Source organism: Henriciella sp. AS95 (assembly GCF_038900055.1).
GTDB lineage: Bacteria > Pseudomonadota > Alphaproteobacteria > Caulobacterales > Hyphomonadaceae > Henriciella.
The window spans coordinates 256,431-283,178 of the sequence record NZ_JBBMQM010000001.1 but is presented as its reverse complement, the minus strand read 5'-3'; the positions used below and the strand labels follow the sequence as shown (position 1 = coordinate 283,178).

24 protein-coding genes are annotated in these 26,748 nt (G+C 60.6%); 13 read left to right on the top strand and 11 right to left on the bottom strand.

All coding sequences use genetic code 11. The annotated features are described in order from the left end of the window. Positions 1-132: 132 nt before the first annotated feature. Together WNY37_RS01440 and WNY37_RS01435 are read left to right on the top strand one after the other, a co-directional pair. Positions 133-288 (top strand): hypothetical protein, encoded by a 156-nt coding sequence (locus tag WNY37_RS01440; protein ID WP_342971673.1) that lies wholly within the window; start codon positions 133-135, stop codon positions 286-288. An 11-nt stretch (positions 289-299) separates the two neighbouring features. Continuing rightward, the gene (locus WNY37_RS01435) at positions 300-1,262 is read left to right on the top strand and encodes a homocysteine S-methyltransferase family protein (RefSeq protein WP_342971672.1); all 963 of its coding nucleotides are present in this window, start codon (positions 300-302) and stop codon (positions 1,260-1,262) included. 54 nt (positions 1,263-1,316) lie between these two features. Here the strand turns inward: WNY37_RS01435 and WNY37_RS01430 are convergent, their stop codons facing one another. Both WNY37_RS01430 and WNY37_RS01425 read right to left on the bottom strand, forming a co-directional pair. Then, positions 1,317-2,657, bottom strand: coding sequence for an FAD-dependent oxidoreductase (locus WNY37_RS01430; RefSeq protein ID WP_342971671.1), 1,341 nt, complete (start codon positions 2,655-2,657; stop codon positions 1,317-1,319). 205 nt (positions 2,658-2,862) lie between these two features. Next, positions 2,863-3,390 carry a VOC family protein gene (locus WNY37_RS01425; RefSeq protein WP_342971670.1) on the bottom strand — a complete coding sequence of 176 codons (528 nt, stop codon included), beginning with the start codon at positions 3,388-3,390 and terminating at the stop codon, positions 2,863-2,865. 250 nt (positions 3,391-3,640) lie between these two features. Between WNY37_RS01425 and WNY37_RS01420 the strand changes: the two genes are divergently transcribed. From WNY37_RS01420 to WNY37_RS01385, 8 genes are read left to right on the top strand one after another with little or no spacing between them, the layout of a single operon-like run. Next, on the top strand, positions 3,641-5,251 hold the full coding sequence (locus WNY37_RS01420) for an EAL domain-containing protein (RefSeq protein WP_342971669.1): 1,611 nt from the start codon (positions 3,641-3,643) through the stop codon (positions 5,249-5,251). A 43-nt stretch (positions 5,252-5,294) separates the two neighbouring features. Beyond that, positions 5,295-5,960: a phosphoribosylanthranilate isomerase gene (locus tag WNY37_RS01415; RefSeq protein ID WP_342971668.1), complete on the top strand. Its 666-nt coding sequence runs from the start codon at positions 5,295-5,297 to the stop codon at positions 5,958-5,960. Positions 5,961-5,969: 9 nt separating this feature from the next. Then, positions 5,970-7,181: a tryptophan synthase subunit beta gene (trpB, locus tag WNY37_RS01410; RefSeq protein ID WP_342971667.1), complete on the top strand. Its 1,212-nt coding sequence runs from the start codon at positions 5,970-5,972 to the stop codon at positions 7,179-7,181. A 3-nt stretch (positions 7,182-7,184) separates the two neighbouring features. Next, positions 7,185-7,583, top strand: a complete 399-nt coding sequence (locus WNY37_RS01405) for a VOC family protein (RefSeq protein ID WP_342971666.1) — start codon at positions 7,185-7,187, stop codon at positions 7,581-7,583. A gap of 3 nt (positions 7,584-7,586) precedes the next feature. Then, a complete protein-coding gene (gene cutA / locus WNY37_RS01400) occupies positions 7,587-7,916 on the top strand; it encodes a divalent-cation tolerance protein CutA (protein ID WP_342971665.1) in 330 nt (109 codons plus the stop codon). Then, a complete protein-coding gene (gene trpA, locus WNY37_RS01395) occupies positions 7,916-8,734 on the top strand; it encodes a tryptophan synthase subunit alpha (protein WP_342971664.1) in 819 nt (272 codons plus the stop codon). The genes cutA and trpA overlap by 1 nt, the downstream gene beginning before the upstream one ends. A gap of 38 nt (positions 8,735-8,772) precedes the next feature. After that, positions 8,773-9,750 carry an acetyl-CoA carboxylase carboxyltransferase subunit beta gene (locus tag WNY37_RS01390; protein ID WP_342971663.1) on the top strand — a complete coding sequence of 326 codons (978 nt, stop codon included), beginning with the start codon at positions 8,773-8,775 and terminating at the stop codon, positions 9,748-9,750. Continuing rightward, positions 9,747-11,012: a folylpolyglutamate synthase/dihydrofolate synthase family protein gene (locus WNY37_RS01385; RefSeq protein ID WP_342971662.1), complete on the top strand. Its 1,266-nt coding sequence runs from the start codon at positions 9,747-9,749 to the stop codon at positions 11,010-11,012. Before WNY37_RS01390 ends, WNY37_RS01385 begins: the two co-directional genes overlap by 4 nt. Positions 11,013-11,176: 164 nt before the next feature. Here WNY37_RS01385 and WNY37_RS01380 read toward each other — a convergent pair whose 3' ends face one another. Next, positions 11,177-11,767, bottom strand: a complete 591-nt coding sequence (locus WNY37_RS01380) for a hypothetical protein (protein WP_342971661.1) — start codon at positions 11,765-11,767, stop codon at positions 11,177-11,179. A 131-nt stretch (positions 11,768-11,898) separates the two neighbouring features. On the opposite strand from WNY37_RS01380, the gene WNY37_RS01375 reads away from it, so the two are divergent. Further along, complete coding sequence (locus tag WNY37_RS01375; RefSeq protein ID WP_342971660.1) at positions 11,899-13,221, top strand: hypothetical protein; 1,323 nt, start codon at positions 11,899-11,901, stop codon at positions 13,219-13,221. Between the two features lie 29 nt (positions 13,222-13,250). On the opposite strand, the gene WNY37_RS01370 is transcribed toward WNY37_RS01375, so the two are convergent. The 8 genes from WNY37_RS01370 to WNY37_RS01335 form a co-directional block, all read right to left on the bottom strand. Beyond that, positions 13,251-14,045 (bottom strand): SDR family NAD(P)-dependent oxidoreductase, encoded by a 795-nt coding sequence (locus WNY37_RS01370; protein ID WP_342971659.1) that lies wholly within the window; start codon positions 14,043-14,045, stop codon positions 13,251-13,253. Between the two features lie 271 nt (positions 14,046-14,316). Next, positions 14,317-14,634, bottom strand: a complete 318-nt coding sequence (gene trxA / locus WNY37_RS01365) for a thioredoxin (RefSeq protein WP_342971658.1) — start codon at positions 14,632-14,634, stop codon at positions 14,317-14,319. Positions 14,635-14,691: 57 nt separating this feature from the next. Then, positions 14,692-18,225, bottom strand: a complete 3,534-nt coding sequence (gene addA / locus WNY37_RS01360; RefSeq protein WP_342971657.1) for a double-strand break repair helicase AddA — start codon at positions 18,223-18,225, stop codon at positions 14,692-14,694. Next, entirely contained in the window at positions 18,218-21,286 is a 3,069-nt protein-coding gene (gene addB / locus WNY37_RS01355; RefSeq protein WP_342974860.1) for a double-strand break repair protein AddB, read from the bottom strand. The genes addA and addB overlap by 8 nt, the downstream gene beginning before the upstream one ends. Continuing rightward, complete coding sequence (locus WNY37_RS01350) at positions 21,271-21,993, bottom strand: nucleotidyltransferase family protein (RefSeq protein WP_342971656.1); 723 nt, start codon at positions 21,991-21,993, stop codon at positions 21,271-21,273. Before WNY37_RS01350 ends, addB begins: the two co-directional genes overlap by 16 nt. Continuing rightward, positions 21,990-23,090: a phosphotransferase gene (locus WNY37_RS01345; protein WP_342971655.1), complete on the bottom strand. Its 1,101-nt coding sequence runs from the start codon at positions 23,088-23,090 to the stop codon at positions 21,990-21,992. The genes WNY37_RS01350 and WNY37_RS01345 overlap by 4 nt, the downstream gene beginning before the upstream one ends. Then, entirely contained in the window at positions 23,080-23,532 is a 453-nt protein-coding gene (gene tsaE / locus WNY37_RS01340; RefSeq protein WP_342971654.1) for a tRNA (adenosine(37)-N6)-threonylcarbamoyltransferase complex ATPase subunit type 1 TsaE, read from the bottom strand. The genes WNY37_RS01345 and tsaE overlap by 11 nt, the downstream gene beginning before the upstream one ends. A 1-nt stretch (position 23,533) precedes the next feature. After that, positions 23,534-24,694, bottom strand: coding sequence for a cystathionine gamma-lyase (locus WNY37_RS01335; protein ID WP_342971653.1), 1,161 nt, complete (start codon positions 24,692-24,694; stop codon positions 23,534-23,536). Positions 24,695-24,811: 117 nt separating this feature from the next. Here WNY37_RS01335 and WNY37_RS01330 point away from each other — a divergent pair, with 117 nt between their 5' ends. Beyond that, a complete protein-coding gene (locus tag WNY37_RS01330) occupies positions 24,812-26,068 on the top strand; it encodes a cytochrome P450 (protein ID WP_342971652.1) in 1,257 nt (418 codons plus the stop codon). Further along, the gene (locus tag WNY37_RS01325) at positions 26,068-26,742 is read left to right on the top strand and encodes a TetR/AcrR family transcriptional regulator (RefSeq protein ID WP_342971651.1); all 675 of its coding nucleotides are present in this window, start codon (positions 26,068-26,070) and stop codon (positions 26,740-26,742) included. The genes WNY37_RS01330 and WNY37_RS01325 overlap by 1 nt, the downstream gene beginning before the upstream one ends. Positions 26,743-26,748: the final 6 nt, after the last annotated feature.

Genomic DNA, 26,748 nt, shown 5'->3' with positions numbered 1-26,748 from the left:
ATCGCCGGTCCAAACTCAATTTCCACGGTCATTCACACGGTCGCTCACACAATCGTCGGTCACAACGCGTCTCACAGGGTTGGGGTTGCGCGCTCGAAAACGAGCGCCGTCTCAACAAAAAAGGAAAATGAAATGAGACACACGACGATAAACAGGCCCGGGAAGTTGCCCCCAGGGTTCACCGGTTTGCGCCAGCGCCTGTCCCAGGCAACAGCCACGACGGCCTACTTCATGATGTTCGCTGTCCCGCTAGCGGGCCTCTTCATCGCGGTCGAGCCAGCATTGTAGGAGACGCAAAAGTGACCATCGAAAAACAAAAATTGCCGCACGAATCCTCCCGTATCTTCCTGACCGATGGCGGTCTGGAAACGGACATGATTTTCAATCGCGAACAGACCTTGCCTGAGTTTGCCTCCCACACGCTGTTCAATACAGCGGTGGGGTGCCGGGAACTGGAGAGTTACTTTCGTGACTATCTGGACCTCGCCCGTCTCTGCAAGACAGGGTTCATTCTGGACACGGCGACCTGGCGCGCCCAGCCTGGATTTGCCGATGCGTTGGGTGCGTCGGTGGAAGACCTCAAACAGGTCAACCACCTTGCCGTCAATTTTGCGCGCCGGCTGCAGTCGCTGTATTCTACACAGGAGTCGCCTGTGCTGGTGAACGGCGTGGTCGGCCCTTGGGGCGACGGGTATGAGGCCTCGGGCGACATGACCTGGCAGCAGGCCGAAGCCTACCATGCCCAGCAGATTGGCTGGCTGGCTGAAGCCGGTGTTGATATCATTTCGGCAATCACCTTCACCAATGCGCCTGAAGCCATTGGCTTTGTGAAAGCCGCTCAGCGAACCGAGGCAGGCATCGTGGTTTCCTTTACGGTGGAAACAGATGGCAGGTTGCCAACGGGACAGAAGCTGGAGGCCGCCATCGACCTGGTGGACGCCGAAACCGGAGCAGCCCCCGCCTACTTCATGGTGAACTGTGCCCATCCAAGCCACTTTGTCGATGCTCTGACGGATGGCGATTGGCTGCAGCGTTTGCGTGGCTTTCGCTGCAATGCGTCGCGCAAATCACATGCCGAGCTTGACGCTTGTGAGGTCCTCGATTGTGGAAACCCGGTCGAACTTTCGCAGGACTACATCAATCTGCTGGAGCGTGTGCCACATGCCAATGTTTTTGGCGGCTGCTGCGGTTCTGATATCCGCCACCTCGATGCCATCGCGCGTCGTCTGACGGCGGAGACCGCCGCGGCCCACGCCGGTTAAGCTGCAAGGATCAGGCTGCGGGCGGTGCATTTTTGCTCAGCGCTCGCAGCCTGTCTATGCTTCGGCTTGAGTGCCAACCTCAATCGTTGCACGGGTGTCCTTGATTGTGTGGTCGGAGGTCGGCAGGTATTGGAACCGGCCCTGACGACCCGCGAGTTCGAGGCCCGCTGCTTCGATGTTCTTGATAAGCGCATCGCGCCTCTTTGCAGAACTGTGATCGTAGAGGGGGTAGGCGAAGTCAGTGTACTGTGAGCCTGCCAGTTCCAGCGTGCCCTGAAACAGGCCAAACGCCTGCGTGGTGGTTCGAAGATCGTCGAACAAGTTTTCGGCTGTTTCCGTGTCATCATCTGCGGTGACCTCCACGGAAAAGTACTCCCAGTCGCCGTCTTTGCCATAATAGTCAGAATGCATGGTAAGGCGCTTCCAACGACCCCTCTCATGAAAGTTGTAGAGGATCAGCGACTGGAAGCCGCGCTCTCCGCGGAACCGGCAATAAAGAGAGTGCAAGCCTTTGGACGCTGGTGCATCCTCTCCAGCGCACCCGGCGATCTCAGCGGTCATCTGCATGGGCAGTGTGCTGATCGTTCGGCGTGACTTTACTGTCCGGTCGCCCAATCGGATACGCGTTCCATCCGGCACAGCCACGATCTGTTCGATCGATGTCCCCAATCTCACCGTGACCCCTTTGGCCCGAAGGGTATCGATGGCGAGCGCGTAATAATCTGGAAAGCCGGTCTTTGGGCGCGCCACGCAAAACGTTTCATTGTTCAAGACCTTGGCGCCAAATTTCTTTCGCGCCATGCCGAGAACGCCAGTCACTGTCGCATTTCGCGCGATCGGCTCCATCCGGGCTTCGGCGAAGTCATAGGAAATTTCCTTTGCGGGAAGGCCATAGAAGCGGTGCACATAGTTCAGGATCCCGCTGGTGCGCATCAGCGTCTCACCGAGATAATATCTCAGAAATTCATAGGCGCTCGTCTTTGCGTTTCCGGCGAGTCTGGCCCTCAGGCCGCTGAAGAGCACGCGCACCAGTTTTGCCTTGGGCAGCGCGGCAAGGTCCAATTTCAGATCGAGAGGGTATTTCGCCAGCTTGCCAGCAGGCGTGACGCGCTGGAACGACCAGGTCAGCGGTATCGTCTGCTCGAACAATTCTGGAAACATCTGGAATTGGGGATAGTCCGACCAGAAAAAAATGGCGCCGACATCGAACGACATGCCGCCGACATTGAAAGATTGATGGTTGCCGCCCGCATGCTGATAGGCGTCAACGAGCAGGACCGAATGCCCGGTCGCCGCAAAATCATGGGCCAATGTCAGCCCGGAAATTCCCGCGCCAAGCACTGTCACATCATAGTAATCGACGTCCGCCACAGTGTGACGCGTAGCGTCGGTCATGGCTGATTCTTCAGCTAGACTCCGCACTATTTTTTTCATCCTGGCTGTCCGCGATCAGTGTCGCGAAATTTCCTCCGCACCCGGCTTTTATTGGTGCACTTTCTTTTGCATTCTAGCAATCGGATTTAGCGCGAAATCAGCGCCATTTCTAGTTCGTGCACGAACTTGTTTTGAGATTCGCTCTTGGGGCGTACCGGCACGCCTGTCAGCGTATTTTGCGGACTGGGTCTGATCCATCCCAGTCCCGGGCGACTTTCGCAATATGGGCGAACGTCCTGCCTTTTGCGCCGCTAATGTCTGAAATCTCAATCACGGTTCCGGGGTGGGCCTCGGTATCGAAATAGGCGAACCGGCCTTTCTCGCCGCCGATCTGGCCTTCATGACCGACCGTGTAGCCCCGCTTGAGCGCGCTATCGTAGAGTGACTGATAGTCCTCAGTCCAATAGGACATGTGCTGCAGGCCTTCGCGGCCCGCATCGAGAAATTCCCTGTACATGCTCGGCGCGTCATTGCGCTGCTGGATGAGTTCGATTTGCAGGTCTCCGGAATTGGCGAGCGCGATCGACATCTTCACGTCAGAGGGTTTGCCACGATGGGTGAACCAGTCAGTCTTCACGTCTTCGATATAGAACCACGGGCCGACGCCCATCACGGTGATCCAGTGCTGCATCGCCGCCTCTATGTCTCGTACGACATAGCCGTTCTGGCAGACCTTACCGAAGATGCGACTCATAACTTTTCCTCGCGCGCCGGATGAACGTCATTCGGAGCGGCGCCCAGTTTAATCGTAAAGGGCAGTCGCCGTCACGTTATCTCAATTGTTGCTTGGCTTCGGCTTGGTGCGTCTCTGTAATGCAAATGCGGTAAACACGCGATTCTACAACGCATTTTCATCATTCGTTTAGGACGCGGCACGCATAGATAGAGGGATGAAAAACGGGCAGCTCCGGGACAGTGAGACGCGTCAGGCGCGTGCGAAGCGCATGATGCGTGGAGCAGGATGGGAACTGTCCATTGTTATTCTGGCGTGCGTGACCGCAGTGGTCGTCAATGACCATTTCGACCTGTTTTCGTCATTTCACAAATATAGCCATGCGCACGATAACTGGAACCTGGATCGATTGGCGGCTGTGCTCATTACGCTCTCCGTGGCTGGCTTCGTCCTCGCGACAAAGCGGCTCTTCGAAGTGCGTAGAGAATTCCGCATGCGGATGGAAGCCGAGCGCCATATGGCATATCTCGCGCTCAACGACCCGCTGACGGGGCTCTCCAATCGCCGCGCTTTCATCAACAGGTTGAAGTCTGTGCTCGAGAGCGATCGTGACGGTGACTATGCCGTGATTATGCTCGACCTCGACAGGTTCAAGCCGGTGAATGATTTGCACGGACATGCTGTAGGCGATCGTCTCCTTCAGACGATTTCGCAGCGTCTTCAGGAGGAGATCAAGCCAGGGGACATGCTCGCCAGGCTAGGCGGTGACGAATTTGCTGCGCTGCTTTACCAGAATTCCGGCGATGAGCACCTCGACCGGATTGTCGCGAACATCCTGCGCGCAGTCGAAGGGCCGGTCGAAATGGAGAAGATTGTCTGTCAGGTCGGCGCAAGTGCCGGGGTTTCGATCTTGCGTCCAAATGAAACAATTGCGGTGGAGAGCCTCCTGAAGCAGGCCGACATGGCGCTTTACGATGCCAAGGAGAATGGCCGCGGACATTATCTCTACTTCGACGAAAGCATGAATGAAAAGGCGCTCGAGCGCTCGCAGCTCGAGATGGACCTTCGCGCCGCTGTTACTTCGGACCAAATTCGCCCATGTTATCAGCCGCTGATCCGGCTGAGCGATAACAAGCTGGAAGGCTACGAAATTCTGGCGCGCTGGTATCACCCGCAAAAGGGCATCCTGTCGCCAGACACGTTTATCCCCATCGCGGAAGATACCGGCCTCATCAAGCAGATGACATTGAACCTGCTGCGGGCCGCCTGCGAGAACGCTCAGAGCTGGCCGGATGGGCTGTTCATTTCGCTCAACATTTCACCTGTTCAGCTGAGGCATGAGGAGATCGTCGACGACCTGCTCGGTATGCTTGAGGCTTATGGGCATCCGCCGAGCTTTCTCGAAGTCGAGGTGACCGAGAACGCGTTGATTGACGACATGGAAATGGCGACGGTCATTCTTGAGCGGTTGGCTGATAGTGGTATCCGCCTTGCCCTTGACGATTTCGGCACGGGTTATGCGAGCCTCAATCAATTGCGATCCCTCCCCTTCGACAAGCTCAAGATCGACAAGTCCTTTATCATGAGCATGTCCGAGAGCGAGGATAGCCGCACAATTGTGAATGCGGTTCTCGCGCTCAGCCAGAGCCTTGGCCTTGAGAGCACTGCTGAGGGTATCGAGTCCGAAGACGTTGCCGATTGGCTCAAAGCGGCGGGCTGCGGACACGGACAGGGCTATTATTTCGGACGGCCCGACCTTGATGTCGTCACGTCTCTCGTCGAGTTCGGCTCCCGGTCGAATGTCAACCAGCTGAAGTCGATCAAGGGCGATTTGCCTTCAGAATCTCTGCCTGCCGCAGAGAAACAGTCCGGAAACGCCTGATCCGGCTTGACGAATGGCAGGCTGCGCGCCACGTGCTCTCGCCATGGCAAAAGTGAAGATCTGCGGCATAAGGGATGACTATACGGTCCGGTCGGCGGCGAGAGCCGGTGCCGAATGGGTCGGATTCGTGCTTGTGCCAGAAAGCCCGCGTTTCATAGCGCGCGATTCATATGAGCGTGTGTCCGACAAACTCTACGATTTGCTAGGGACAGCGGCGGAGCACCATGTCCGCTCTGTCGTTCTGCTGACCGATCCGGACCTCGATTTCCTGAAAGGCATGACGGACGCCGTGCTGCCTGATGCAATCCAGCTTCACGGCAGTGAATCGCCAGACTTTGTTGCGCAGGTCCGCGAGGCCTTGCCGAACTATACCGAGATCTGGAAAGCGGCCGGTGTTGAGTGCCTGTCCGATCTTGAGCGCCTGTCTAACTATGAGGCGGCGGACAGGCTTCTCATCGATGCCAAGGCGCCTGAAGGCGCTGACCGCTCCGGCGGCCATGGGCAGACATTCGATTGGTCGATCATGGAGCGCTGGGACGCGCCGAAGCCCTGGCTTCTCGCGGGCGGCCTGACGCCGGAAAACGTTGCCGGTGCCATTGCTGCCACGGGTGCAGATGCGGTCGATGTGTCCTCTGGAGTCGAAAGAGAGCGCGGCGTAAAGGATAGTGATCTGATCAAAAAATTTATCGACGCCGCAAAAGCAGCGTGAGGACGCGTTATGAATAGACCGAATACCTGGGACCAGTGGCCTGACGAGAAAGGCCGCTTCGGCGAGTTCGGCGGGCGCTATGTCGCCGAAACGCTGATGCCGCTCATCCTGGATCTTGAGGCCGAGTATCGCGCCGCCAAGAAGGACCCCGCCTTTACAGCGAAGATGGATGACTTCTGGGAACATTATGTCGGCCGTCCCTCGCCGCTTTATTTTGCCGAGCGCATAACCGAGCACTTCGGCGGGCCGAAGATCTACTTCAAGCGCGATGAGCTCAATCATACCGGCTCGCACAAGATCAATAACTGCCTCGGGCAGGTGCTGCTGGCCCTGCGCATGGGCAAGACGCGGATCATCGCAGAAACCGGCGCAGGCCAGCACGGCGTGGCGACGGCGACGGCCTGCGCGCGCTTTGGCCTGCCCTGTACGGTCTTCATGGGCGCGACCGATGTTGAGCGGCAGAAGCCGAACGTGTTCCGCATGAAGCTGCTCGGCGCTGAAATTGTCCCGGTGTCGTCCGGCACGGGCACGCTGAAGGATGCGATGAACGAGGCGCTGCGCGACTGGGTGACGAATGTGCACGACACTTTCTACGTCATCGGCACGGCGGCAGGCCCTCACCCCTATCCGGAGATGGTCCGCGATTTCCAGTCCGTCATTGGCAAGGAAGCCAAGCGCCAGATGATGGAGCGCGAAGGTCGCCTGCCGGACGCGGTCATGGCGTGCATTGGTGGCGGCTCGAATGCGATCGGCCTGTTCCATCCCTTCATCGAGGACGAAAGCGTGCGGCTGATCGGCGTCGAGGCCTCAGGCCACGGCATCGAGACCGGCCAGCACGCCGCGGCCCTCAATGGGGGCAAACCCGGCATCCTGCACGGCAACAAGACTTACCTCCTGCAGACCGAAGACGGCCAGATCATCGACGCGCACTCGATCTCGGCGGGCCTCGATTATCCCGGTATCGGCCCCGAGCATGCCTTCCTGCGCGATACGGGCCGGGCGGAATACCTCACCTGTACCGACAAGGAAGCCCTCGAAGCCTTCCAGCTCTGCACGCGGCTTGAGGGCATCATTCCGGCGCTGGAGCCGGCCCACGCGATCGCGCGCCTCGGCGATGTCTGCGAGAGTATGGACAAGGATCAGATCCTGATCATGAATCTCTGTGGGCGCGGCGATAAGGACATCTTCTCCGTCGCCGAGCATCTCGGGATGGAGATCTAGCGGGTGATCTCGCACATCACCATCGGCACCAATGATCTCGACAGGGCAACCGCCTTCTATGCGCCGATCATGAAAGAGCTCGGCCTCAGCCGCGTCTCCATGGAGCGGTCAGACCCCTTCGTGATGTGGAATCAAGCATACAGCTTTCGGCCGGTGATTGCGCTCACCAAGCCCGAAAATGGGCAGCCACACCATCCTGGAAACGGCCAGATGCTGGCATTGCTTGCGCCCGATCGTGACGCGGTGAACCAGGTGTTCAGCCTCGCCATCGGCGCGGGCGGCAAAGATGAGGGCAAGCCAGGACTGCGTCCGCACTATCATGAAAACTATTACGGTGCTTATTTTAGGGATCTGGATGGCAACAAACTCTGTATTGTTTGCCATGATGCGGTAGAAAGCTGAAATATGACCGACGCGCTACTCATCCGCATTACCTGCCCATCCACTCAGGTGGCCCACAAGATCGGCGACACCGCTGTGGAGCGGCGGCTCGCTGCTTGCGCGAATATCGATGGGCCTGTGGCCTCGACCTATCTCTGGAAAGGTGTGGTCGAGCAGGCTTTTGAACATGTGCTCTGGCTGAAATCGGTTGCTGCCTGCTGGCCAGCGCTCGAAAAACTGGTCATTGAGCTACACCCCTATGATGTCCCGGCCATGGTGGCGATGCCATGCACCGAAGTCCTCGGTACCTATGCCGACTGGCTTCAGGAGAATACGAAAGCACCTGCTGAATAATGCCAACCCAACGGATAACTGACCGGTTCGAGAAAGTGCGCGCCGAGGGCCGCTCTGCACTCGTCACTTATATGATGGCCGGCGACCCTGACCTCGAAGCAAGCTATGAAGCGCTTTGCGCGCTTCGCGACAATGGCGCTGACATTATTGAACTCGGCGCGCCTTTTACCGATCCGATGGCAGACGGCCCTGCCATCCAGGTGGCCGGTCAACGCAGCCTGAAAGCGGGCACCAAGCTCAGCGATGTTCTGGCGCTCGCTGCACGCTTTCGCGAGGACGATAAAGAGACCCCGCTCATCCTGATGGGCTACGCCAATCCGGTCTTCCACATGGGCTATAGCGAGTTCGCAGAAGCGGCGGCCAAAGCGGGCATTGACGGCACAATCATCGTGGATTTGCCGCCTGAGGAGGATCATGAGCTTCGCCAGGCCTATGAAAAGTATGGAATTTCTGTCATCCGCCTGGCGACCCCGACCACGACCGAGAAGCGCATTGCAAAAGTCGCTGAAGGCGCCTCCGGCTTCCTCTATTATGTCGCTGTCGCTGGTGTAACGGGTACAGGTTCAGCCGATCCGGAAGACATCAGGGAAGGCGTTGACCGGGCCCGCCGGGTCTCTGGTCTTCCCGTCTGCGTCGGCTTCGGGGTTCGCACCGGGGAACAGGCGGCCGCCATGGCGCGTATTGCTGATGGGGTTGTCGTCGGCTCTGCTTTCGTAGATCATGTGCGCTTAGCTCTTGAGTCGGGCGCAAGCGGCAGTATAGCCGCACGTGTGGGGGGGCTGGCGAAGGAACTCTCAACTGCGCTAAAAAGCGCCTAGGGTAATGGACTGACCAAAGTCAGGAGTCCTGTAGACATATGAACTGGCTCACAAACTTCCGCACGCCGGGTCTGAAGACCTTTCTGTCCTCCAAGAAAGAAACACCGGATAATCTCTGGGTTAAATGCCCCAAATCCGGCGAACTGGTCTATCGATCCGATCTCGAGGAAAGCTGGTACGTCACGCCGGCTGGCGCGCATCTCAGGATTTCGCCGCGCCGCCGTTTCCGCCTGTTTTTCGATGATGAGCGCTGGGAGCCATTGCCGCTTCCGCCCGTCGCGCAGGACCCGCTGAAGTTCAAGGACGACAAGGCTTATCCGTCTCGACTCAAGGCCGCCAAGAACAAGATCGCCGCCCGCGAAAAGGAAGAAAGCCCCGAAGGCAGCCCACCTGTTGCGCAAGATGATTGCATGGCCGCCGCGTTTGGCCGCATCAATGGCAAGCCCGCCGTTATCCTGGTCCAGGATTTTGCTTTCATGGGCGGCTCGCTTGGCATGGCTGCTGGTGAAGCCTTTATCGCTGCCGCTCAGCTGGCTGTGGCCCGCAAGGCGGCTTTCGTCGTCTGCACCGCATCCGGCGGCGCGCGTATGCAGGAGGGCACGCTGTCCCTGATGCAGATGCCGCGCACGACGCTGGCCATTTCTGAAGTTCGCGATGCAGGCCTGCCATACGTCGTGGTCCTCACCGACCCGACCTCTGGCGGCGTTTCGGCGTCCTACGCCATGCTCGGCGACGTCCACATTGCAGAGCCGGGCGCCATGATCGCCTTTTCCGGCCCGCGTGTGATCGAGCAGACCATTCGCGAGAAATTGCCGGATGGCTTCCAGCGCTCTGAATTCCTGCGCGAAAAAGGCCAGGTGGACATTGTCTGTGACCGCCGCGAGCTGAAAGAGACCCTTGGCCGGGTGCTCACCCATCTCCTGCCGAAGCGGTCAAAGGAAACCAGCGCGATCGGCCCGGTCAAAGCGCCGATGGCCGATGTGCCTGCCCCGACGAAACGGAGCAAGAAGGCTTGATCGACGCCAAGTTCGCGGTCGATGCCGCGCTGAAGCGGTTCGAGCGTTTTAATCCGACTGACCGCGTTCTGACGCTGGACCGGCTTCTCGTTGTCCTTGATACCCTCGGCAATCCGCATCTGGATCTGCCGCCGACCATTCATGTGGCTGGCACGAACGGAAAAGGGTCGACGACGGCCTTTATCCGGGCGATGGCGGAGGCAGCTGGCCTCAAGGTCCACGTCTCGACCTCGCCGCATCTTGTTCGCTTCAATGAGCGCATCCGGCTTGCCGGTGAGATTATCTCTGACGAGCAGCTGATCGGCTATCTCTCCCGCGTCGAAGAGGCCGTGAAGGGCCGCGACATCACCCATTTCGAGGCCACCCAGGCAGCCGCTTTTCTCGCCTTCCATGAGGTCCCGGCAGACTTGCTGATCCTCGAAGTCGGTCTCGGCGGTCGCTATGATGCGTCAAACGTCATTCCCGCGTGCGCTGTTGCCGTTATTACGCCTGTGGACTTCGACCATATGCAGTTTCTCGGCAAGACCATCACCAAGATTGCGAGCGACAAGGCCGGCATTCTGAAGGCCGGCTGCCCGGCTGTCTCAGCCATTCAGCGTCCCGAAGCGGAAGCCGCGATCCGGCTTGAGGCGGCGAAAGCCGGGGCTGATATCGACTTCCTGACGCCAGAAGACATTTCCTCCATCTTTCCGCCTCTGGGGCTGGCGGGCAAACACCAGTTCGCCAATGCGTCGCTGGCGGCGAAAGCGCTGAAAGCCTGGGGCCATCCGGCGATCACTGACAAGGCGATCCTGACCGGGTGTGCGACCGCTCATTGGCCGGCCCGGATGCAGCGGCTTTCTGAGGGGCCAGTGACCCGGATGGCGGGCGGCGTTCCGGTCTGGCTCGATGGTGGGCATAACCCGCATGCTGCAAGAGCCATTGCAGAAACCCTCGATGACCTCGACCGCGAGGAGAGCCCGAAGCGGACCATGCTCGTCTCGGCCATGCTCGCGACCAAGGATGCAGCCGGCTTCTTTGCCGAGCTGGCGCGCCCCGGCCTTGAGATCTTCACCACTGAAGTGGTGGATAATGAGTTCACGGCCACCCCGGACGACCTGGCCGAAGCTGCAATGTCTGCGGGGCTAAAGGCGACGGCATGTCCGAGTTTTGAGGCAGCCATGAAGGCCGCTGTGGAAGCTGGGGCCGAGCGGATCCTGATTTGCGGATCGCTCTATCTGGCGGGCGATGTGCTCGGCCAGAATAATGAGTTGCCGCGCTGACCTTGCGTGCCACGGCCTCGTGGTTCGACTTCGCTCACCATGTCGGCCTGATGATACGTCGCAATAGCCGACATGGTGAGCGAAGTCGAACCATAGAGGGCGCTGCACCGGCGCCCGCAAACCCGGCTGGATTTGCGGCATACGCACTGAAATATCCTCAAAAATCAGCTCGAATTCAGCCAGAGGCGCAGGGCGTCATTGGTGTCGTGCAGGGCGAAACTGGCCATCAGGCTGAGCTCTGTGGGCAGGCGATGCTCCCCCCGGAACGGCAGGGCGAGCGGCATGATCTGGCGCTTGGCGCGGATGCGAGCGAGGCGGCGGGCCATGCGACGGGCGGTTGGCATCGGGTCTTTGGCGATGGCCGAAAGCGTTTTCCAGCGGGCCAGAAGCGGGCCGATTTCAGGCCGATTTGGTTTGGCCGGTCTTTCTCGCTCTCTCAGCATTTCGAGCGCCCGCGCATAGTAATTGGCAGGATGAAGCAGCGCGAAGCTATAGAGGCGGCGGCGGGGCGCGCGGTCTTGATCAGAGCGCGGGCCACCGGGCCGGGTCGGGGCAAGGGTCAGCCCCGCGCCGATCTGCCAGATGAGCCGCCGGATCAGCTCTTCAGCCAGTTTCAGCCGCGCCTTCAGCTTGCGCGCCAGGCTGAGCGACATCTCGCCCGGCCCCAGATGCAGCTTGCCGCGAGCGCCCGTCTCCATCAGCCAGTCGGCGATGAGATTGAAGCATTCACGCAGATAAGCAGACAGCTCGGGCATGCGAGCGAGAGTAGGGCGGGGCGGTTTAGGGTTGGATAATCTATGAAATGACGTTGAGTTTAGTTCTAGATGCGCGTTGAAGCATTGTCTTAATTCAACGCGACTAGACCAAACCTATGATTGTTGGATGCATGGACCTCCGTCGATTCGATGCGCTGGCTAGTTACGCCAGAAACCCATATGTCCGCCTCATCAGTGATGAACTCGCTTGGTATTCAACACCTGACGAAAAGCTACTGGGTGTGTTGCTTCACGACAAAGTTGACTTTGACTTCACTTGGGTGGTGTTCGCGCGAGACGAGGTATTCAGGTATCGGGCCGTCGATGTGAATGCGAGCCTTCCAACATTTGAAGCGGCGTACAATGAGCTGATTGACCGTTTAGGTGCGCTTCACGCTTTGCCCAATTATCAATTCTTTCAAGGTGATGCCGAACAGGAGCCCATCGACTTTTTTGACTCGCGCATTCCTTTAGAGCGGCAACACTCATCTTATCGCGTGTTGGTCGAAGACGAGTGCTATTCTCCGGCAAAAGAGATTATCGAGGCGATGATGAGGTCCTACGACGACGTCGACGGAAATTTTATTGCTACGTTTCAAGCAAACAGTTTTGATGCTCGAATTTGGGAATTGTATTTGAGTGCGACGTTCAATGAGTTGAACTTTATTCGCGAGAGTCCAGCACAGGTTCCGGATTTCATTCTAAAAAGCCCTTTTGGGCGCTTAGCAGTGGAAGCGACTACCGTAAATCCTCCCGACGGTGAGGCAATCCAACTTCCTGAGGACCGTGCTGGATTGCTTGATTACCAGGAAAACTACATTCCGATACGTCTTGGGCAAGCGCTCAGAACTAAGCTCAATCACGATCCCCCATATTGGGAAGGGCCGCATATGGAAGGCGTGCCGTTTTGCATTGCAATTCAGGACTTTCACGCGCCTGGCTCAATGAAATTCATTGTCCCAGCTATTACGGAGTACGTATTCGGATTTCGTCATTCCATTGAAGAGGGCAAATTGACGATTCGTCCGATTAATACGCACAGGTATGGGAGAAGGCGCATTCGTTCCGGCTTTTTCCAACAAGACGATACGAGAAATGTCAGCGCGGTCATTGTAAACCCTCAGGGCACTCTCACAAAATTTAATCGAATGGGTTTCATGACAGGCTTCGGAAACAGCAACGTTTCGCTTTCCAGATTTGGCGTCGTTCGCTTGCAGGATGGAAGTGGACTGGCCCATTTTAACCAGAGTCTGGATGCTTCATATGACGAGACTTGGACTGAAGGCATGGTCGTGCTTCACAATCCGAACGCTCTTAATCCTTTAGATCCGAGATTGTTGCCGGGTGCGAACCATGAGTTCGTCGAAGAGGATGGGCGAATAAAGAGCTTACTGCCAGCATTTCACCCGATGATGTCACAAACCATAGTTACACTGAGTGAAGCCGACGAATAGCCTCGTGGTTCTGCAACACGATCTTCCCTTCAAGCATTCTTGATCGTCAGGCCGCCATCCACCGGGATGTGCACGCCGTGCAGGAAGCTCGACGCGGGCAGTACCACTGACAGCGTCACATTCGCGACCTCTTCCGGGATGCCGTAGCGTCTCAGGGGCACGCGGCGTTTGGCGTAGATGGTCTTGTGCTCGTCGGAGATGCCTTCTGTGATGCCGGTGTGGATCGGGCCGGGGCAGACGGCGTTGACGGTGAGGTCAAACTCTTCGCGGCCAAGGTCGACCGCCATGCCGCGCGTCAGGCCGATGACGCCATGCTTGGCGGCGACGTAGGGCGAGTTGCCCGGGGTCGCGCCGAGGCCTTCTGTGGAGGCGATGTTCACGATGCGGCCAAAGCCGGCTTTTCTCATATGCGGCAGAGCGGCGCGGGCGGCGCGCTGGTGGCTGGTCAGCATCACATTGATCGTCTTGTGCCAGGCGTCCTCATAGGCCTCGGCCTCGCCATTGATCATGGCGAGCGCGGCGAAGCCTGCATTGTTGACGAGGATTTCAAGGCTGCCGAAATGGTCGGCGGCTTCGTTGATGACGCGGTCGATCGTGGCGGCGTCGGACACGTCGAGCGCCCAGCCGCGGACATTCTCGAAGCCTGCGTCTTTTATCTCCTGCACGACCTTGTCGACGGCCTCCTGTTTGAGGTCCGTCACGGCGACATTCGCGCCTTCATGGGCGAAGAGGTGGGCGGTCGCGCGGCCCATGCCGGAGGCGGCGCCGGTGACGAGGGCGGTCTTGCCAGCGATAGAGCGGGACAGGAGTTGATAGGGCTGCATGGGGGCCTCCGGGCGTATTTACTTCATGTGTGAAGGAAGTGAGTACTCTCATGGCAGTGCGGCGTAAATGGGTGACGTTTGGAGAAGGATGTTCCGGGTGGCGCATCACCGCGACTTGATCGCGGTGCCCATCTCCTGGTGTTGAAACAGACGGGAGGGCGGGAGATGGGCCCCGTGGTCGAGCCACGGGGAGGCGCTCAGGTTCAAGGCAATTAAAAAGCCCGCCACCATGGGGTGACGGGCTTTTGTCTTTCGTCAGGCAAAGCGGCGGTTAGGCGCTTTCCTTGATCCATTCAGCCAGGCGCTGCTTGGACATGGCACCGAGATGGGTCGCGGCGACCTTGCCGTCCTTGAACAGCATCAGCGTTGGCATGCCGCGCACGCCGAATTTGGATGGCGCGACGGGGTTCTCGTCGACATTGATCTTGGTGATCTTGACCTTGCCGGATAGTTCCTCGGCAACGGACTCCAGATGCGGGGCCATCTGCTTGCACGGGCCACACCATTCGGCCCAGAAGTCGACCACGACCGGAAGATCGCCAGCGATTGCTTCTTCGAAATTGTCGTCAGTAATATTTTCGGTGGCCATGATGCCTCCTTCTCAAAGTCTTGTTCTGGCTCATAAGTAGGTACGTGCCGGGATTCTTCAAAGGCCACCAGCTAAACGATTGCGTGAGCTTTGCAAAAGGGTCTCGCTCAGCTCGAACAGTTTGGGGCCGTCCGTGTAGAGCAGGGCGGGGCGGATTCTTCTGCCAGGCCATGCGGCTTCGAGGACCATTTTGTAGGCCGCCATCTGGGCGAGGTATGACGCGTCAATGTCCTCGGCGGAGGCGGGGGCCGGGCGGTCTGTCTTGTAGTCGATGAGGAGGGTGTCGGTTTCCGTGATGACGAGGCGGTCGGCGCGGCCATTGATGATGATCTTGCCTGAAGCCGTTTCGATTTCACCGACAATGGCGGCCTCTGAGCGCCCACCGGGGGCGAAGACGTCGGCAAAGTCCGGATGGGCGAGTGTGGCGAGGGTGACCGACAGGATTTCGTCCTGCTCGCCGGGGGTAAGATCAGTGTGGCGGGCGAGCCAGGCGCGGGCATGGGCCGCGCGATCGTCCTGCGGCTGCTCGGGCAGGTATTGCAGCAGGGTGTGGATGAGCTGGCCGCGCTTGAGGGCGGCAGACCGGGCCTTGCCGAAGGGTTTGGAGACGGGGGCGGTGTCGGTCAGCAGGCGGCTTGGCGCGCGAACGACGGGGCCGGTGGCTGTGGTAGAGGGCGTACGGAAAGCCCAATCTGGGGCGTGGGTTTTTGGCGTCGCGTCGGCCGTATCCGCGCCCGTGAGCGGCGGCAGGATGGGGCCGAAGGTGAGGGTCTCATCTGTGTCCGCGGGCGCATCGGTCAGATCCAGCATGGCCGAGCGGCAGAGACCATACCAGCTGTCAGGCTCATAGCCGGCGCCCGTTTTGCGGCCAGCGAAGGCCCCGCCAATGATCAGCCGGTCCTGCGCCCGTGTCAGCGCCACATAAAGCAAGCGGCGGGATTCTCGGGCTTGCGCGGTCTTTCGCTCAAGACGCAGGCGCTCGAGGATGGGCGGATCTTCCTTCTTGTTTGGGCTGTAGACCGGCGTCTTTCCGTCGACCATGAAGAGGCCGTTCGTGTCGGCTTTTTCCGGGCTCGTCGTATCCGGCAGGATAACAATGGGCGCTTGCAGGCCCTTCGCGCCGTGCACCGTCATCACACGGATTTCGCCATCGGCTTCGGCAAGGTCGCGTTTCAGCTGGCTGTCATCGCCCTCAATCTCGGCGAGGAAGGATTGCAGGCTGGCCGCCTCGCCCATGTCATAGCCAAGCGACCGGCTGATGAGCGCGCTGACCGGGTCGCGGGCCGGCTCGCCAAGGCGCTGGATGAGGCGGTCCCAGCCGGAGAGGTTGTTCTCGCGGCGGGTAGTGAGCGCGTGCGTCAGGAAGTCGAAGGCGGGCAGGTGGCGGTGGGCGATGAGGTCCGCGCAGAAATCGCGGGCAGCGGCGAAGCGGGGTTCTGGAGTGGTCTGCAGGCGGTCCCAGAGCGTTTCTTCGCGCTTCCGGTCATGGGCCAGAACGAAGAGGTCATTGTCATCATCGACAAGGCCGCAGAACGGGCCGCGCAGGATTTCAGCGAGGGTGAGGTCATCGGACGGAAAGAGCGCGAACCGGATGAGGTTCAGACAATCCTGGACGCCGATATGGTCGAGCAGGACAAGCCGGTCAGCGCCGGCGACCGGAAGCTTCCGCTTTTTGAGCGCCTTGATGATGCTCTCGAACAGCGCGCCGCGCTTGCGCACGAGGATCAGGATGTCGTCGGCGCGCACAGGCCGCTGCTGCCATGTCCGCTTGCCGTCCTCGTTCTTGCGTTCGTACCAGACAGGCTCTTTCGCCGTGATCATCTCATCGATCGCGCGGGCCACATGCTCGGCCAGGCGGTTCTTTGGTGATTTTTCGGCGATATGGTCGAGCGGGGCGTCCCATGGGTCGCCATCATCATCGTCCGTGGGCGGCTCGATGGGCCAGAGGTCAACGCGGCCTTCCTGACCGGACCGGCTGGCGGCATGTTTCAAGACGTCAGCCTCGTCCGGTGGTGATTCGGTAAACGGATCACCGGCAAAACTGTCCTGATTGAACGCCGCATCGACGAAATCGAGGACATGCTGTGTTGAGCGGAACGAGACCGTCATGTCCGGCATGTTTGCCCGGCCGTGCAGGGCTTCCTCGGCGGCTGCGAAATCGCGTTTCTCCTTGAGGAACTGCTCTGGGTCTGCGCCCTGGAAGGAGTAGATGGACTGTTTCTTGTCGCCAACGGTGAATTGTGTGCGCGGGTCCGTGGACCGATCGGCGCCCTTGCCGGCCCGGAATTCCTCAACCAGCGCATTGATGAGCACCCACTGATCGGGGCTCGTATCCTGAGCTTCATCGAGCAGGATGTGCGTCAGGCCGCCATCGAGCTTGAAGAGCACCCACTCAGCGACCCCGGTGGAGGTGAGCAGCAGTTTGGTGTGCTGGATGAGATCATCGAAATCGAGCGCGGCGCGGCGGGTCTTGCCCTGCTCATACGCCTGAAGCACAGGCAAGCCGACCGTGATGAGGGCAAGCGTGCGCTCATAGGCGCGCCGGGCGATGAGCTTCGTCTGGATGGTCCGGAAGCGGGCGACTTCGCTGCCCTCGCCATCTTTCATCTGGAAGAGATCTTCCAGTTCGGGCACGAGTTTGGCCGCGCCAGCCGTATACGGATTGGATTTTCGAAAGTCGCCAGACGAGGTCAGGAACAGGCCGGACCAGGCCTCCCAGCGATCACCGTCAGCATAGGGTTGCAGCACGAGGTCGAGGGTGTCGAACAGCTTTTCGTCGGACGCGCCGCGTTTCGGCAGATCATTGAGGCCAGACAGGGCCGACTGCAGGCTGGCGCGGGGCAGGGCGCTGCCCATGGCCTCAGCGAGAATTTCTTCGACGGTCTGGTCCGGGGCGTCGAGCGCCTGCTTGATGTCGCCTGCCAGTTCACCCGGCTCACGCCCTGTCAGCTTCGTGCGCACCCAGCGCAGGCTGGAAAGCACCGCGCCCGCGCCAAGACCGCCGCCAGCTTCAGACAGGGTGACCAGTGCGTCCGGGTCGACCTCGCTGGCGCGTAGCACCTTGTCCTTGAGGCTGTCGCTCCAGATGCGGTCAGCGTCGCGGTCCTCGATTTCGCCAAAGCCGGGAGAGACGTCCGCTTCCAGTGGAAAGCGGCGAAGGATACGCGAGCAGAAGGCGTGGATCGTCTCAATGCGCAAGCCACCCGGCGTTTCAAGGGCGCGGGCAAAGAGCGCGCGCGCCGCCTGTAGGTCATCGCCTGAATAATCGTCTTCGGGGCGGCGCTCCAGTTTCGCCAGTTCGCGGCGCAGGTCATTGTCCTTCATGACCGACCAGTTGCCGAGCCGCTCGAACAGGCGGGTGAGCATCTCATTGGCGGCGGCCTTGGTGTAGGTAATGCAGAGGATCGTGTCGGGTGCTGCGCCCGGCCTGCCATCTTCGCGGCGAAGCAGAAGGCGCGCGACGCGGTCGATCAGGACCTTCGTCTTCCCCGAGCCGGCATGCGCTTCGACCCAGGCGGACCGATCCGGCAGAGCGGCCTCTGCCTGGGCGCGCGTCGCGAGCTCTATGGCGTTGGCGGGTTGGTCAGTCATCGCCATCCTCCGCTGCCCACTCATCGCGCCTGGCAAGACGGGCATAGTCGGAGCCATATTTTGCCCATTTCGGGCGCGGCATGGAGATATAGGGGTGATCTGGCTCGGCGAATTTGGCGATCAGTTTCAGGAAACCCTCGCGTGTTTCCGCGATAATCTCTGCAAGCGGTTTTTCAGGGTGCTGACTACCTGACTTGTCGCCGATATTCCGAACGTCGAACCTCGAGCCGAACCGGACATAGGTCAGGGCGCTAACCGGTTTCGCGGCGACGCCTTCGTCTGCGAACCCGCCTTCTTCAGCGATAATGGCCTGAAGCGGCATTTGCGGATTGAGGCCGGTGCGGACCTCGCCCTCTCCCGGCGGCGCGCCGGATTTGAAGTCGAGGATGGCGAGCGTTCCGTCCTGATGCTTTTCCACGCGGTCGGCTGTTGCCGTCAGCGTGAACCGATCCTGCTTGAGGCCGGGCATGTCGAACGTATGCTGGCCCTTGATTTCGGTATGCGGAGCACCCGCAATGAGGTGTAGCCGCGCGGCGCGCCAGGCGATGTATGCGTCGGCGACTTTCCGTCTCGCCGCAATCGCGCCGAGGATGATGTCTTCGGCCTCGCCAGCGTCACGGAGTTCCTGTTCGAGCATGCTGACAAGCTGCTCGGCAGACTTTTCGACGCCCTCATCCTCGAATTTTTCAAGCGCCGCGTGAATGGCCGTGCCGCGCGGGCGGGCATCGATGGGAAGGTCCAGCGCGTCGAGCTTGTTCAGTCCAAGGATGTATTGCGCATAGATCGCATAAGGGTCGCGCTGCAGCGCCTCGATGCGGGTCACCGATAGCCGGTTGGGGCGGACATCCGGCGCGGGTCTCGGCTCGGGTTTGGTGACGAGGGACTGGTCCGGGGGCACGGCAAGGGCGTCCAGCCACAGGCGCGGATCATCCTCGGGCGCAGGGGCCATCGCATCCCTGGCCGCCTGCTCGCCGAGCGCGCCGCGCGCCAGCGTGTTGAGACGCCAGAGCCAACGGGACGCCACGGCCGGTGCGTCGTCGCGGCGTTTGGCGGACAGCAGAATCACGTTCGGGGCGGCGGCCATCTGGGCGAAGTCATGCGCCGAGAGGCCAATCCGCTCATCCGGGTCCGACAGGCCGATTTCTTTCCTGAAGCTGCGCGGCAGGAAGGCATCTGCAGGCGGTTGATGCGGCCAGACGCCTTCATTGAGACCGGCGAGGATGAGCCGGTCAGCGCTTTGCAGACGCGCTTCGAGGGGCCCCCATATGGCTAGGCGAGGATGTTCGGCGCGGCTGCGGACGGTCAGGGTCGAACAGTAAGCCTTGAACAGTGCGCACCAGACCTCTGGCACGGCAGGGTCCATGCTGGCGGTCATCAGAGCGAAATCGCGCAGGGCATTCGAGAGTGCCGCACCATCTTCGCCCGCCCATGGCAGCGGCGTGGCGCCGAGATCGCCCATCATGTCAGCCACAGCTTCCAGATAGGCCTGTCCGGCGATGGGTTTGTCCGGGTCCGCAAGGCCTGCTGTATCGAAGCGGGCCTGGAGGTCGGCAGAGACGGTGCGGGCGAGCTTTATTGTTTCGTCTGAAAGGCCGGTGCGTTTGCGATGGTCGTCGTCGGACGCAGTCCGGTCGATATGCGCGCTGAGGCTGTCCCAGTCGTCCCAGCGGCGTGGGCCGCGAAGGAAGAAGCGCTCGAAGCCTGTCAGATCGTGCGGGTACTGGACCTGTACGTGTTTCAGGGCGGCCAGAAGCGTGACTGGGTGGGTCGGGTCGACCGTCCAGTCCATGATGAGCGCGGCGAGGCTCCCAGCCTGGGTCTGCAGGAGCGGTGTCCCGCCGGACGGCGCGAGCTCCATGTCCCACTGTTTCATCAGCGCCGAAACGCGCCGGGCAAGGCCCGCATCGGGCGTCACGAGGGCGGCGGTCCGGTCTTCCGTTTCGAGCGCCTGTCGCAGCAGCAGAGCAGCGCACCAGGCTTCCTCGCTTTCATCGGCCGCTTCGATCATCGTGAGACCGGAGAGGCCTTTGCGGGCGAAATCTGCGGGCTCCTGGGCGCCTGACATCTCTTCGAGGCGTTCGAGCCAGCCGGATGTGTCGTCAGCCGGCGCGAGGGCTTCGTGAATGAGGTCGCGGCGGGCGGCGGCTTTGTCGTCAGGCTCGATGCCCGGCCAGACGGCGACTTCGTCCGGCTGGTAGCCGAGAGCGGCGAGGGTTTCGGCGAGGGCGAATTGCGGGTGGTTTGAGGTTTGAGCGATCCGCGCCCAGGCGGCCGGGTGCGTGCTGGTGTCGAGGCCCGGCAGGACGATGAGGGTTTGAGGCAGGCTCAGCGCCGCTTTCATCAGCAGGCGGCCGGAAGGGTCGGCGCCGGTCGAACCTGCAATGATCACGCGGCCTTTGGGCGGTGTGGTGGTCCAGCTGTCCGCCATGGCCTCAGCAGCGGCAAGGCGGCGGGCATAGGGGTCCATCTGGACATTTTTCTTGAGCTCTTCCGGCCATTGCGTGACGATAATGTCGAGGAAATCGACCGAGCGGCGCCAGTGTTCGGCGAGTTGGCGATTCTGAACCAGGGTTTCGAGCTTGTCCCAGTCGACCGCGCCAGAGAGGGCGGCCTGATCCAGCAGGCGAGCGAGTTCGCGCGCAGCGGCGAGGGCGGAGGCGGGCGGGATGGCTTTGCCCTGTGCCTCATAATAGGCGCTGACAAGGACGGCGAGGCGTCCGAGGCGGGCAGCAGGCGAGATGGCCGGTGGCAGGTCTGCGAGGGCTGATTCTGCGCCGGGGGGCGGTTCGTCGTTTTCGAGGTCGCCCAAGGGCCGGATCTCCGGCATCAGCAGGGTCTTGCTGCCAGCCGCTTCGAAGAGAGCGAGGGCGAGCGCGCGGGCCGAGCGGCGGTTGGGGACATAGATGAGATCGTCCGCCATGGCGTCGGGCCGCTCAGCGAGGCCGGTCTCCTCTGCCAGCGCGCGGGCAAGTTCTTTCAGGAAATTCGCGCCGGGCGGAATTGTGCGCAGCTTTGGAGCGCCGGGAGCGAAAAGGCCGGGTGAACTCATGCCCCGAAGCATTTCAGCCACATCTCGGCATCCTTCAGGGCGGCCGGGTCACCCACGTGCAGCCAGAATTTGTCGAGCGGGACGCCGTGCATGCGCTTGTTCGGCAGGAGGTCCGACCAGATACGGAAGGCCGAAAAGGGTTCGGCTTTGTGAGCGGCGTAGAGCTTTGGGTTCACGATGCGCAGGCCGGCATAGGCCCAGGGCGCGGAAGGCTCGTCGCCGCGATGGGTGAGCGCGCCCTTGTCGCTCAAGAAGAAATCGCCTGCGCCGCCAAAACCGAGACAGCGTTGTGTGTCGGCAAGAAGCAGCACCTCGTCCATCACGGACGGGAAATAGGCATTGGCGAGCGCATGGAGCGGTTCGGCATCGTTCGGGGCCCAGAAGGCATCAGTATTGACGACGAAGATGGGATCTTCGCCGAGCAGGGGCGCGGCCTTGGCGAGCGCGCCGCCCGTCTCGAGAACCTGATCACGCTCGTCGGAAAAGACGACCTCCACGCCGGAGATGCCGCGCATATGGGCTTCGACCTGATCGGCGCACCAGTGGGTGTTGACGACCAGCTTCTTAACGCCGGCCTCGATCAAGGCTTCCAGCTGCCAGTCTATCAGCGACTTTCCGGCGACCTTGAGGAGCGGCTTGGCCGTGTCATTGGTCAGCGGACGCATGCGCGTGCCAAGGCCTGCGGCGAGGATCATGGCGGTCTGAGGGGTGTTGCTCATTTCGCTTCCTCGAAGATGAAGGGGGCGGTGTCACGCACAAAAGCGGCCATGCCGGCGGCGGAAGGGTGCTCGAGATTGCGGGCGAGCAGTGTTTTCTGACGCGGGAGAAAGTCGAGATAGCGTGGCTTGCTGTCGCGAACGATGAGGCGGGAGAAAATGCCGACAATGCGCAGGGCGTTCAGCGTGCCGATGATGGCAAGTCGCTCGAGAAAGTCGGCTTCGGATTTTCCGGTCTTGTCCAGATAGGTTTTTATGGCTGCTGAATAGGCTGCCGGTGAGACGTCGCGGCGGGCGTCCTGGACGAGCATCGCCATGTCCCATGCGTCCCAGCCGATCACGGCGTCCTGGAAGTCGAGCAGGCCGATGCGGGCACGGCCTTCGCGTTCAGGCAGCCAGATCAGATTCTCGGCGTGATAGTCGCGCAAGGTCAGGTCGCGTGGGAAGTCGCGCGCGCGGTCCAGCAATTCGGCCAGTTCGCGCTCCCAGCGCACACGGTCCTGATCCGTCATCCGCATGCGGGTGTCCTGCTGGTGAAACCAGTTGGCAAAGAGGCTGGCATTCACATTCAGGGCGAGGTCATCGAAATCGAGGATCGGCCAGTCGCGGCCGAGGGCGTGGAGATGGCGCGGGGTGTCCTGGGCGTGGAGGTCAGCCAGCGCCGAAGCGGCCGCTGTGTAGAGCGTCACCTCGTCTTCGCCCTGTTCGATGAGGCGGGCGAATTCCTTCAGTGTGCCGAAATCCTCAATGATGGCGAGGCCGAGCGAAGAGTCGCCTGCATAGATCGCGGGGGCGCTGAAGCCGTGATCGCGCAGCCAGCCGCCAATTGCCGCAAAGGCCTCCACGCGAGACGCGGCCAGACGCGACTGCTTGTTCCAGCCCCCTGCCAGGCGCTCATCATCCGACATATCCGGCGTGCACGGATCATCCTCGACAAGTGGCGCGTCCATGAGCAGGGCCGTGGTGCCATCGGTTTTGGTCAGGCGTCCATAGCGGCGCGTCGAGGCATCCTGTCCAAGCCATTGCAGCTCAGCATCGCCCCATCCGGCGCGGTTGAGGAAGTCCGTGATTTGCGAGGTGCGGTTCGCGTCAAATCCCATGCAAACGAGTCTGCCAGTCTTCGCCGTGCGGGACCAGCCTTGCGGTGCGCCCGTCGACGGTTTGTTCAAGCGTCAGATCGAGCCGCCAGGCCGGCAGGTAATCGCCTGCCTTGCCGGGCCATTCGATCAGGGAAAGGCCATCCATTGTGTCCTCCCATCCAAGCTCCATGACGTCGCCCGGCTCGTCCAGACGATAAAGATCGAAGTGGAAAATGGGGAAATCGGGGCCGTCATATGTCTGGACGAGGGTATAGGTCGGGCTGGGCACTTCGGTCTTTGCGCCGAGCAGGGCCGATATGAGCGAGCGGGAGAAGGTGGTCTTGCCGGCGCCGAGGCCGCCGTGAAGGGCGATGACATCACCGGCCTGCAGATGCGGCGCAAGGCGGCGGGCGAGCCGGTCGGTTGCGGCCTCGTCGGCCAGGTGGAATTCGAGCGTGTCCATATCAGAGGCTGTCCAGCGTGTCAGACACCGCTTGGACGAGTGCGGCGGTCGGCTCGCAGCCAACAGAAAGGCGCACATAGCCTTCGGCAACATCATCGCCCCAGCGGGCCCGGCGTTCCGCGCTGGTCTGGATGCCGCCAAAGCTGGTCGCCGCGAAAATGGCCGGGCAGTCGGTGATAAAGCGTTCAGCCGTTTCTTCGTCCTTGAAGGTCAGGCCGATGACGAAGCCCGGTTCGGACATCTGCGTCGAAGCGATCTTGAAGGATGGGTCATCGGCGAGGCCGGGAAAACGAACGCTCTCCACGGCTTTGTGGCTGTAGAAGAGGTTGGCAAGCTCATGGGCGCTCTCGCACATGCGGGCGAGGCGGAGCTCGAGTGTCATCAGGCCGCGATAGGCAAGATAGGCTTCGGCCGGGCCGGGTGTTGAGCCGGAAAGCTTCCGCCAATTGCGAATGCGCGCCATCAGCGTCTCGTCGCGACCGGAGACGTGGCCGAACAGAACGTCGGAGTGTCCCGCAAGCGCCTTTGTGTCGGAGCTGACGGTAAGGTCTGCGCCAAGGTCCAGCGGGCGCTGCAGGAGGGGTGTGGCGGTGGTGTTGTCGACGATGACAAGCGCGCCAGCTGCGTGGGCGCGCTCTGCGATCGCTGCAATATCGCAGACGTCGAGGCCGGGATTGGACGGCGTTTCGATCCAGACAAGATCATAGCCCTCCACGGCGTGGCCGGTCATTTCGGCGGTGGGGATTTCGGTTGTTTCAATGTCGTGCTGCTTGATGAATTCGTCCATCAGAACGCGCACGGTGTAATAGCCATCCGACGGCAGGAGAAGTCTGGACTTTGGCTTGAGCGTCGCCATCAGCGCAGCGGTGACGGCGGCCATGCCCGACGGGAAGCAGACGGTTTCGGCTTCTTCCAGGGCGCCAATGGCGTCTTCGACCGCGCCCCAGCCAGGATTGTCGAAACGGCCATAGGGGTAGGGGTGGTCCGGGGCGCCGGGCAGGGCGTATTTCGCCGCATTCACGATGGGCGGGGTCAGGCTTTCGCCTTTTTCGATCGAGGCGGCGCGCTTGTGCAGCATCGCCATGATCCGGCTGTCGCTCTGCTTGCGGTCGTGCGCCATTGGCGGGCTTTCCATTGAGGGTTTGAGTGCTGCTTTCCGCATAACGCGCGGGCGTTCCGGGCACAAATCGAATTGCGAGGATTGGGACAGAATTGCCTACCGCCATAGTTTAGGGTATATACCCTAGAAATATAAAAATAGACATTGGGAGGAAGTAAGATGCCGGATTCGATTCAGCTTCAGGACGATATTGTAGAGCGCAACCTTCATGGGCCGCTGAACCAGGTCGATCCAAGTGCCGCGGCCTTGTTCGAGCGCAATATGCACCATGCCGTGTTTGAGCGTTTGCGCCGTGAGGATCCGGTCCATTACACACCGGACAGCCCATTTGGGCCGTTCTGGTCTGTGACCAAATTCAATGACATCGTGACCGTGGATTCGAACCACAAAGTCTTTTCTTCCCGGCGCGATATCGTGATCGGGGATGCATCCGATGACTTCGACACGCCGATGTTCATCGCCATGGATCAGCCCAAGCATGATGTGCAGCGCCGGGCCGCTCAGCCGGCGGTTGCGCCGACGCAGCTGTCCGAACTCGAAGCGCTGATCCGCACGCGGGTCTGCACCATTCTCGATAGCCTGCCGATTGGCGAGGAGTTCAACTGGGTCGACAAGGTCTCTATCGAGCTGACGACGCAAATGCTGGCGACGCTGTTCGACTTCCCCTTCGAGGACCGGCATTTGCTGCCCTACTGGTCGGATGTGACGACGACGAGCGAAACGGTCGGCGCCGAAGCCGACATGGAAGAGCGCAAGCGCATTCTTGGCGAATGCCTCGCCTATTTCGCCGAGCTGTGGAAGGAGCGGGCCGCCCAGCCGCGCAAGTTCGACTTTATTTCGTTGCTCGCGCATGACCCGGAAACAAAGGACATGATCAACCGGCCGATGGAGCTGCTGGGCAATCTCATGCTGCTCATTGTTGGCGGGAATGACACCACCCGCAATTCGATTTCCGGCGGGGTCTATTTCCTCAACAAGTTTCCGGGTGAGTATGACAAGCTGAAAGCCGACCCGTCGCTCATTCCGAACATGGTGTCGGAAATAATCCGTTATCAGACGCCGCTGGCGCATATGCGCCGCACCGCGCTGGAGGATTTCGAGCTCGGCGGCAAGCAGATCAGGAAGGGCGACAAGGTCGTCATGTGGTACACGTCCGGCAATCGCGACGATGAAGTGATCGACGACCCCGATACGTTCCGCATCGACCGTGAGCGCGCCCGCCACCATGTCTCTTTCGGCTTCGGCATCCATCGCTGCATGGGCAACAGGGTGGCCGAGATGCAGCTGCGCATCCTCTGGGAGGAGATCCTCAACCGCTTTGACCGGATCGAACTTGTCGCAGAGCCAGAGCGCGTCCAGTCGAACTTTGTGCTTGGCTACACCAAACTACCCGTCGTGTTGCACCCCAAGCTGTAATGGCCACAGGGACCCGCGAAAAAATTGTCGAAACGGCCCGCCAGCTGTTCAACCGCCTGCATTACGGCAATGTGACCACGGCGATGCTTGCGGAGGCGGCGGGTATTTCCGAAGGCAATCTGTGGTACCACTTCAAGACCAAACGTGACCTGCTCGAAGCGATCACGGATGATTTCCTTGAGCAGAATGCCGCGCGGCTCTCCATATGGCCGGACCATCAGGACGTGCTTGGCTCTTATGTGACCTATCTTGCTAGCCTCGCCCATGAACTGCGCCAATTCCGCTTCCTGTACCGCGACCAGGCCGACTATGGCGAGCATACCGACGCCCTGAACAAGGCGCTGCCGGACATCTATGCCGGGTCGCGAGAGGGGTTTTGCGCCTTCTTTCGGGCGATGCAGGACAAAGGTATGCTCGACATTGACGATGCCGAGATTGGCGACCTCGCCGTGAACGCGATCCTGGTGCTTCGTTATACGCTCGAATATTTGCGTGAATGCGGGCAGGCCGATACAGAGGGCTCAGGTGCCGTTGCGGGCGGGATTCGGCAACATCTTACCTTGTTTTCACATCGACTTTCCCCTGCGGCGAGGCTTGAACTTGAGCGGCAGATTGCTGCACTAGAGAACGGTCGCTTGAAAAATCGTGACGCCTCCGTCATGAATGCGCAATAAGACTTG

Bases quoted from the DNA above. Each gene is read 5' to 3' on its own strand.
- WNY37_RS01425 (WP_342971670.1), bottom strand. From the start codon at position 3,390: ATGAGTCGCATCTTCGGTAAGGTCTGCCAGAACGGCTATGTCGTACGA.
- WNY37_RS01370 (WP_342971659.1), bottom strand. From the start codon at position 14,045: ATGCAGCCCTATCAACTCCTGTCCCGCTCTATCGCTGGCAAGACCGCC.
- tsaE (WP_342971654.1), bottom strand. From the start codon at position 23,532: ATGGACACGCTCGAATTCCACCTGGCCGACGAGGCCGCAACCGACCGG.
- WNY37_RS01440 (WP_342971673.1), top strand. From the start codon at position 133: ATGAGACACACGACGATAAACAGGCCCGGGAAGTTGCCCCCAGGGTTC.
- WNY37_RS01430 (WP_342971671.1), bottom strand. From the start codon at position 2,657: ATGACCGACGCTACGCGTCACACTGTGGCGGACGTCGATTACTATGAT.
- addA (WP_342971657.1), bottom strand. From the start codon at position 18,225: ATGACTGACCAACCCGCCAACGCCATAGAGCTCGCGACGCGCGCCCAG.
- trpB (WP_342971667.1), top strand. From the start codon at position 5,970: ATGAATAGACCGAATACCTGGGACCAGTGGCCTGACGAGAAAGGCCGC.
- WNY37_RS01390 (WP_342971663.1), top strand. From the start codon at position 8,773: ATGAACTGGCTCACAAACTTCCGCACGCCGGGTCTGAAGACCTTTCTG.
- WNY37_RS01345 (WP_342971655.1), bottom strand. From the start codon at position 23,090: ATGGGATTTGACGCGAACCGCACCTCGCAAATCACGGACTTCCTCAAC.
- cutA (WP_342971665.1), top strand. From the start codon at position 7,587: ATGACCGACGCGCTACTCATCCGCATTACCTGCCCATCCACTCAGGTG.
- WNY37_RS01325 (WP_342971651.1), top strand. From the start codon at position 26,068: ATGGCCACAGGGACCCGCGAAAAAATTGTCGAAACGGCCCGCCAGCTG.
- WNY37_RS01330 (WP_342971652.1), top strand. From the start codon at position 24,812: ATGCCGGATTCGATTCAGCTTCAGGACGATATTGTAGAGCGCAACCTT.
- trpA (WP_342971664.1), top strand. From the start codon at position 7,916: ATGCCAACCCAACGGATAACTGACCGGTTCGAGAAAGTGCGCGCCGAG.
- WNY37_RS01420 (WP_342971669.1), top strand. From the start codon at position 3,641: ATGATGCGTGGAGCAGGATGGGAACTGTCCATTGTTATTCTGGCGTGC.
- addB (WP_342974860.1), bottom strand. From the start codon at position 21,286: ATGCTTCGGGGCATGAGTTCACCCGGCCTTTTCGCTCCCGGCGCTCCA.
- WNY37_RS01350 (WP_342971656.1), bottom strand. From the start codon at position 21,993: ATGAGCAACACCCCTCAGACCGCCATGATCCTCGCCGCAGGCCTTGGC.
- WNY37_RS01380 (WP_342971661.1), bottom strand. From the start codon at position 11,767: ATGCCCGAGCTGTCTGCTTATCTGCGTGAATGCTTCAATCTCATCGCC.
- trxA (WP_342971658.1), bottom strand. From the start codon at position 14,634: ATGGCCACCGAAAATATTACTGACGACAATTTCGAAGAAGCAATCGCT.
- WNY37_RS01375 (WP_342971660.1), top strand. From the start codon at position 11,899: ATGGACCTCCGTCGATTCGATGCGCTGGCTAGTTACGCCAGAAACCCA.
- WNY37_RS01415 (WP_342971668.1), top strand. From the start codon at position 5,295: ATGGCAAAAGTGAAGATCTGCGGCATAAGGGATGACTATACGGTCCGG.
- WNY37_RS01335 (WP_342971653.1), bottom strand. From the start codon at position 24,694: ATGCGGAAAGCAGCACTCAAACCCTCAATGGAAAGCCCGCCAATGGCG.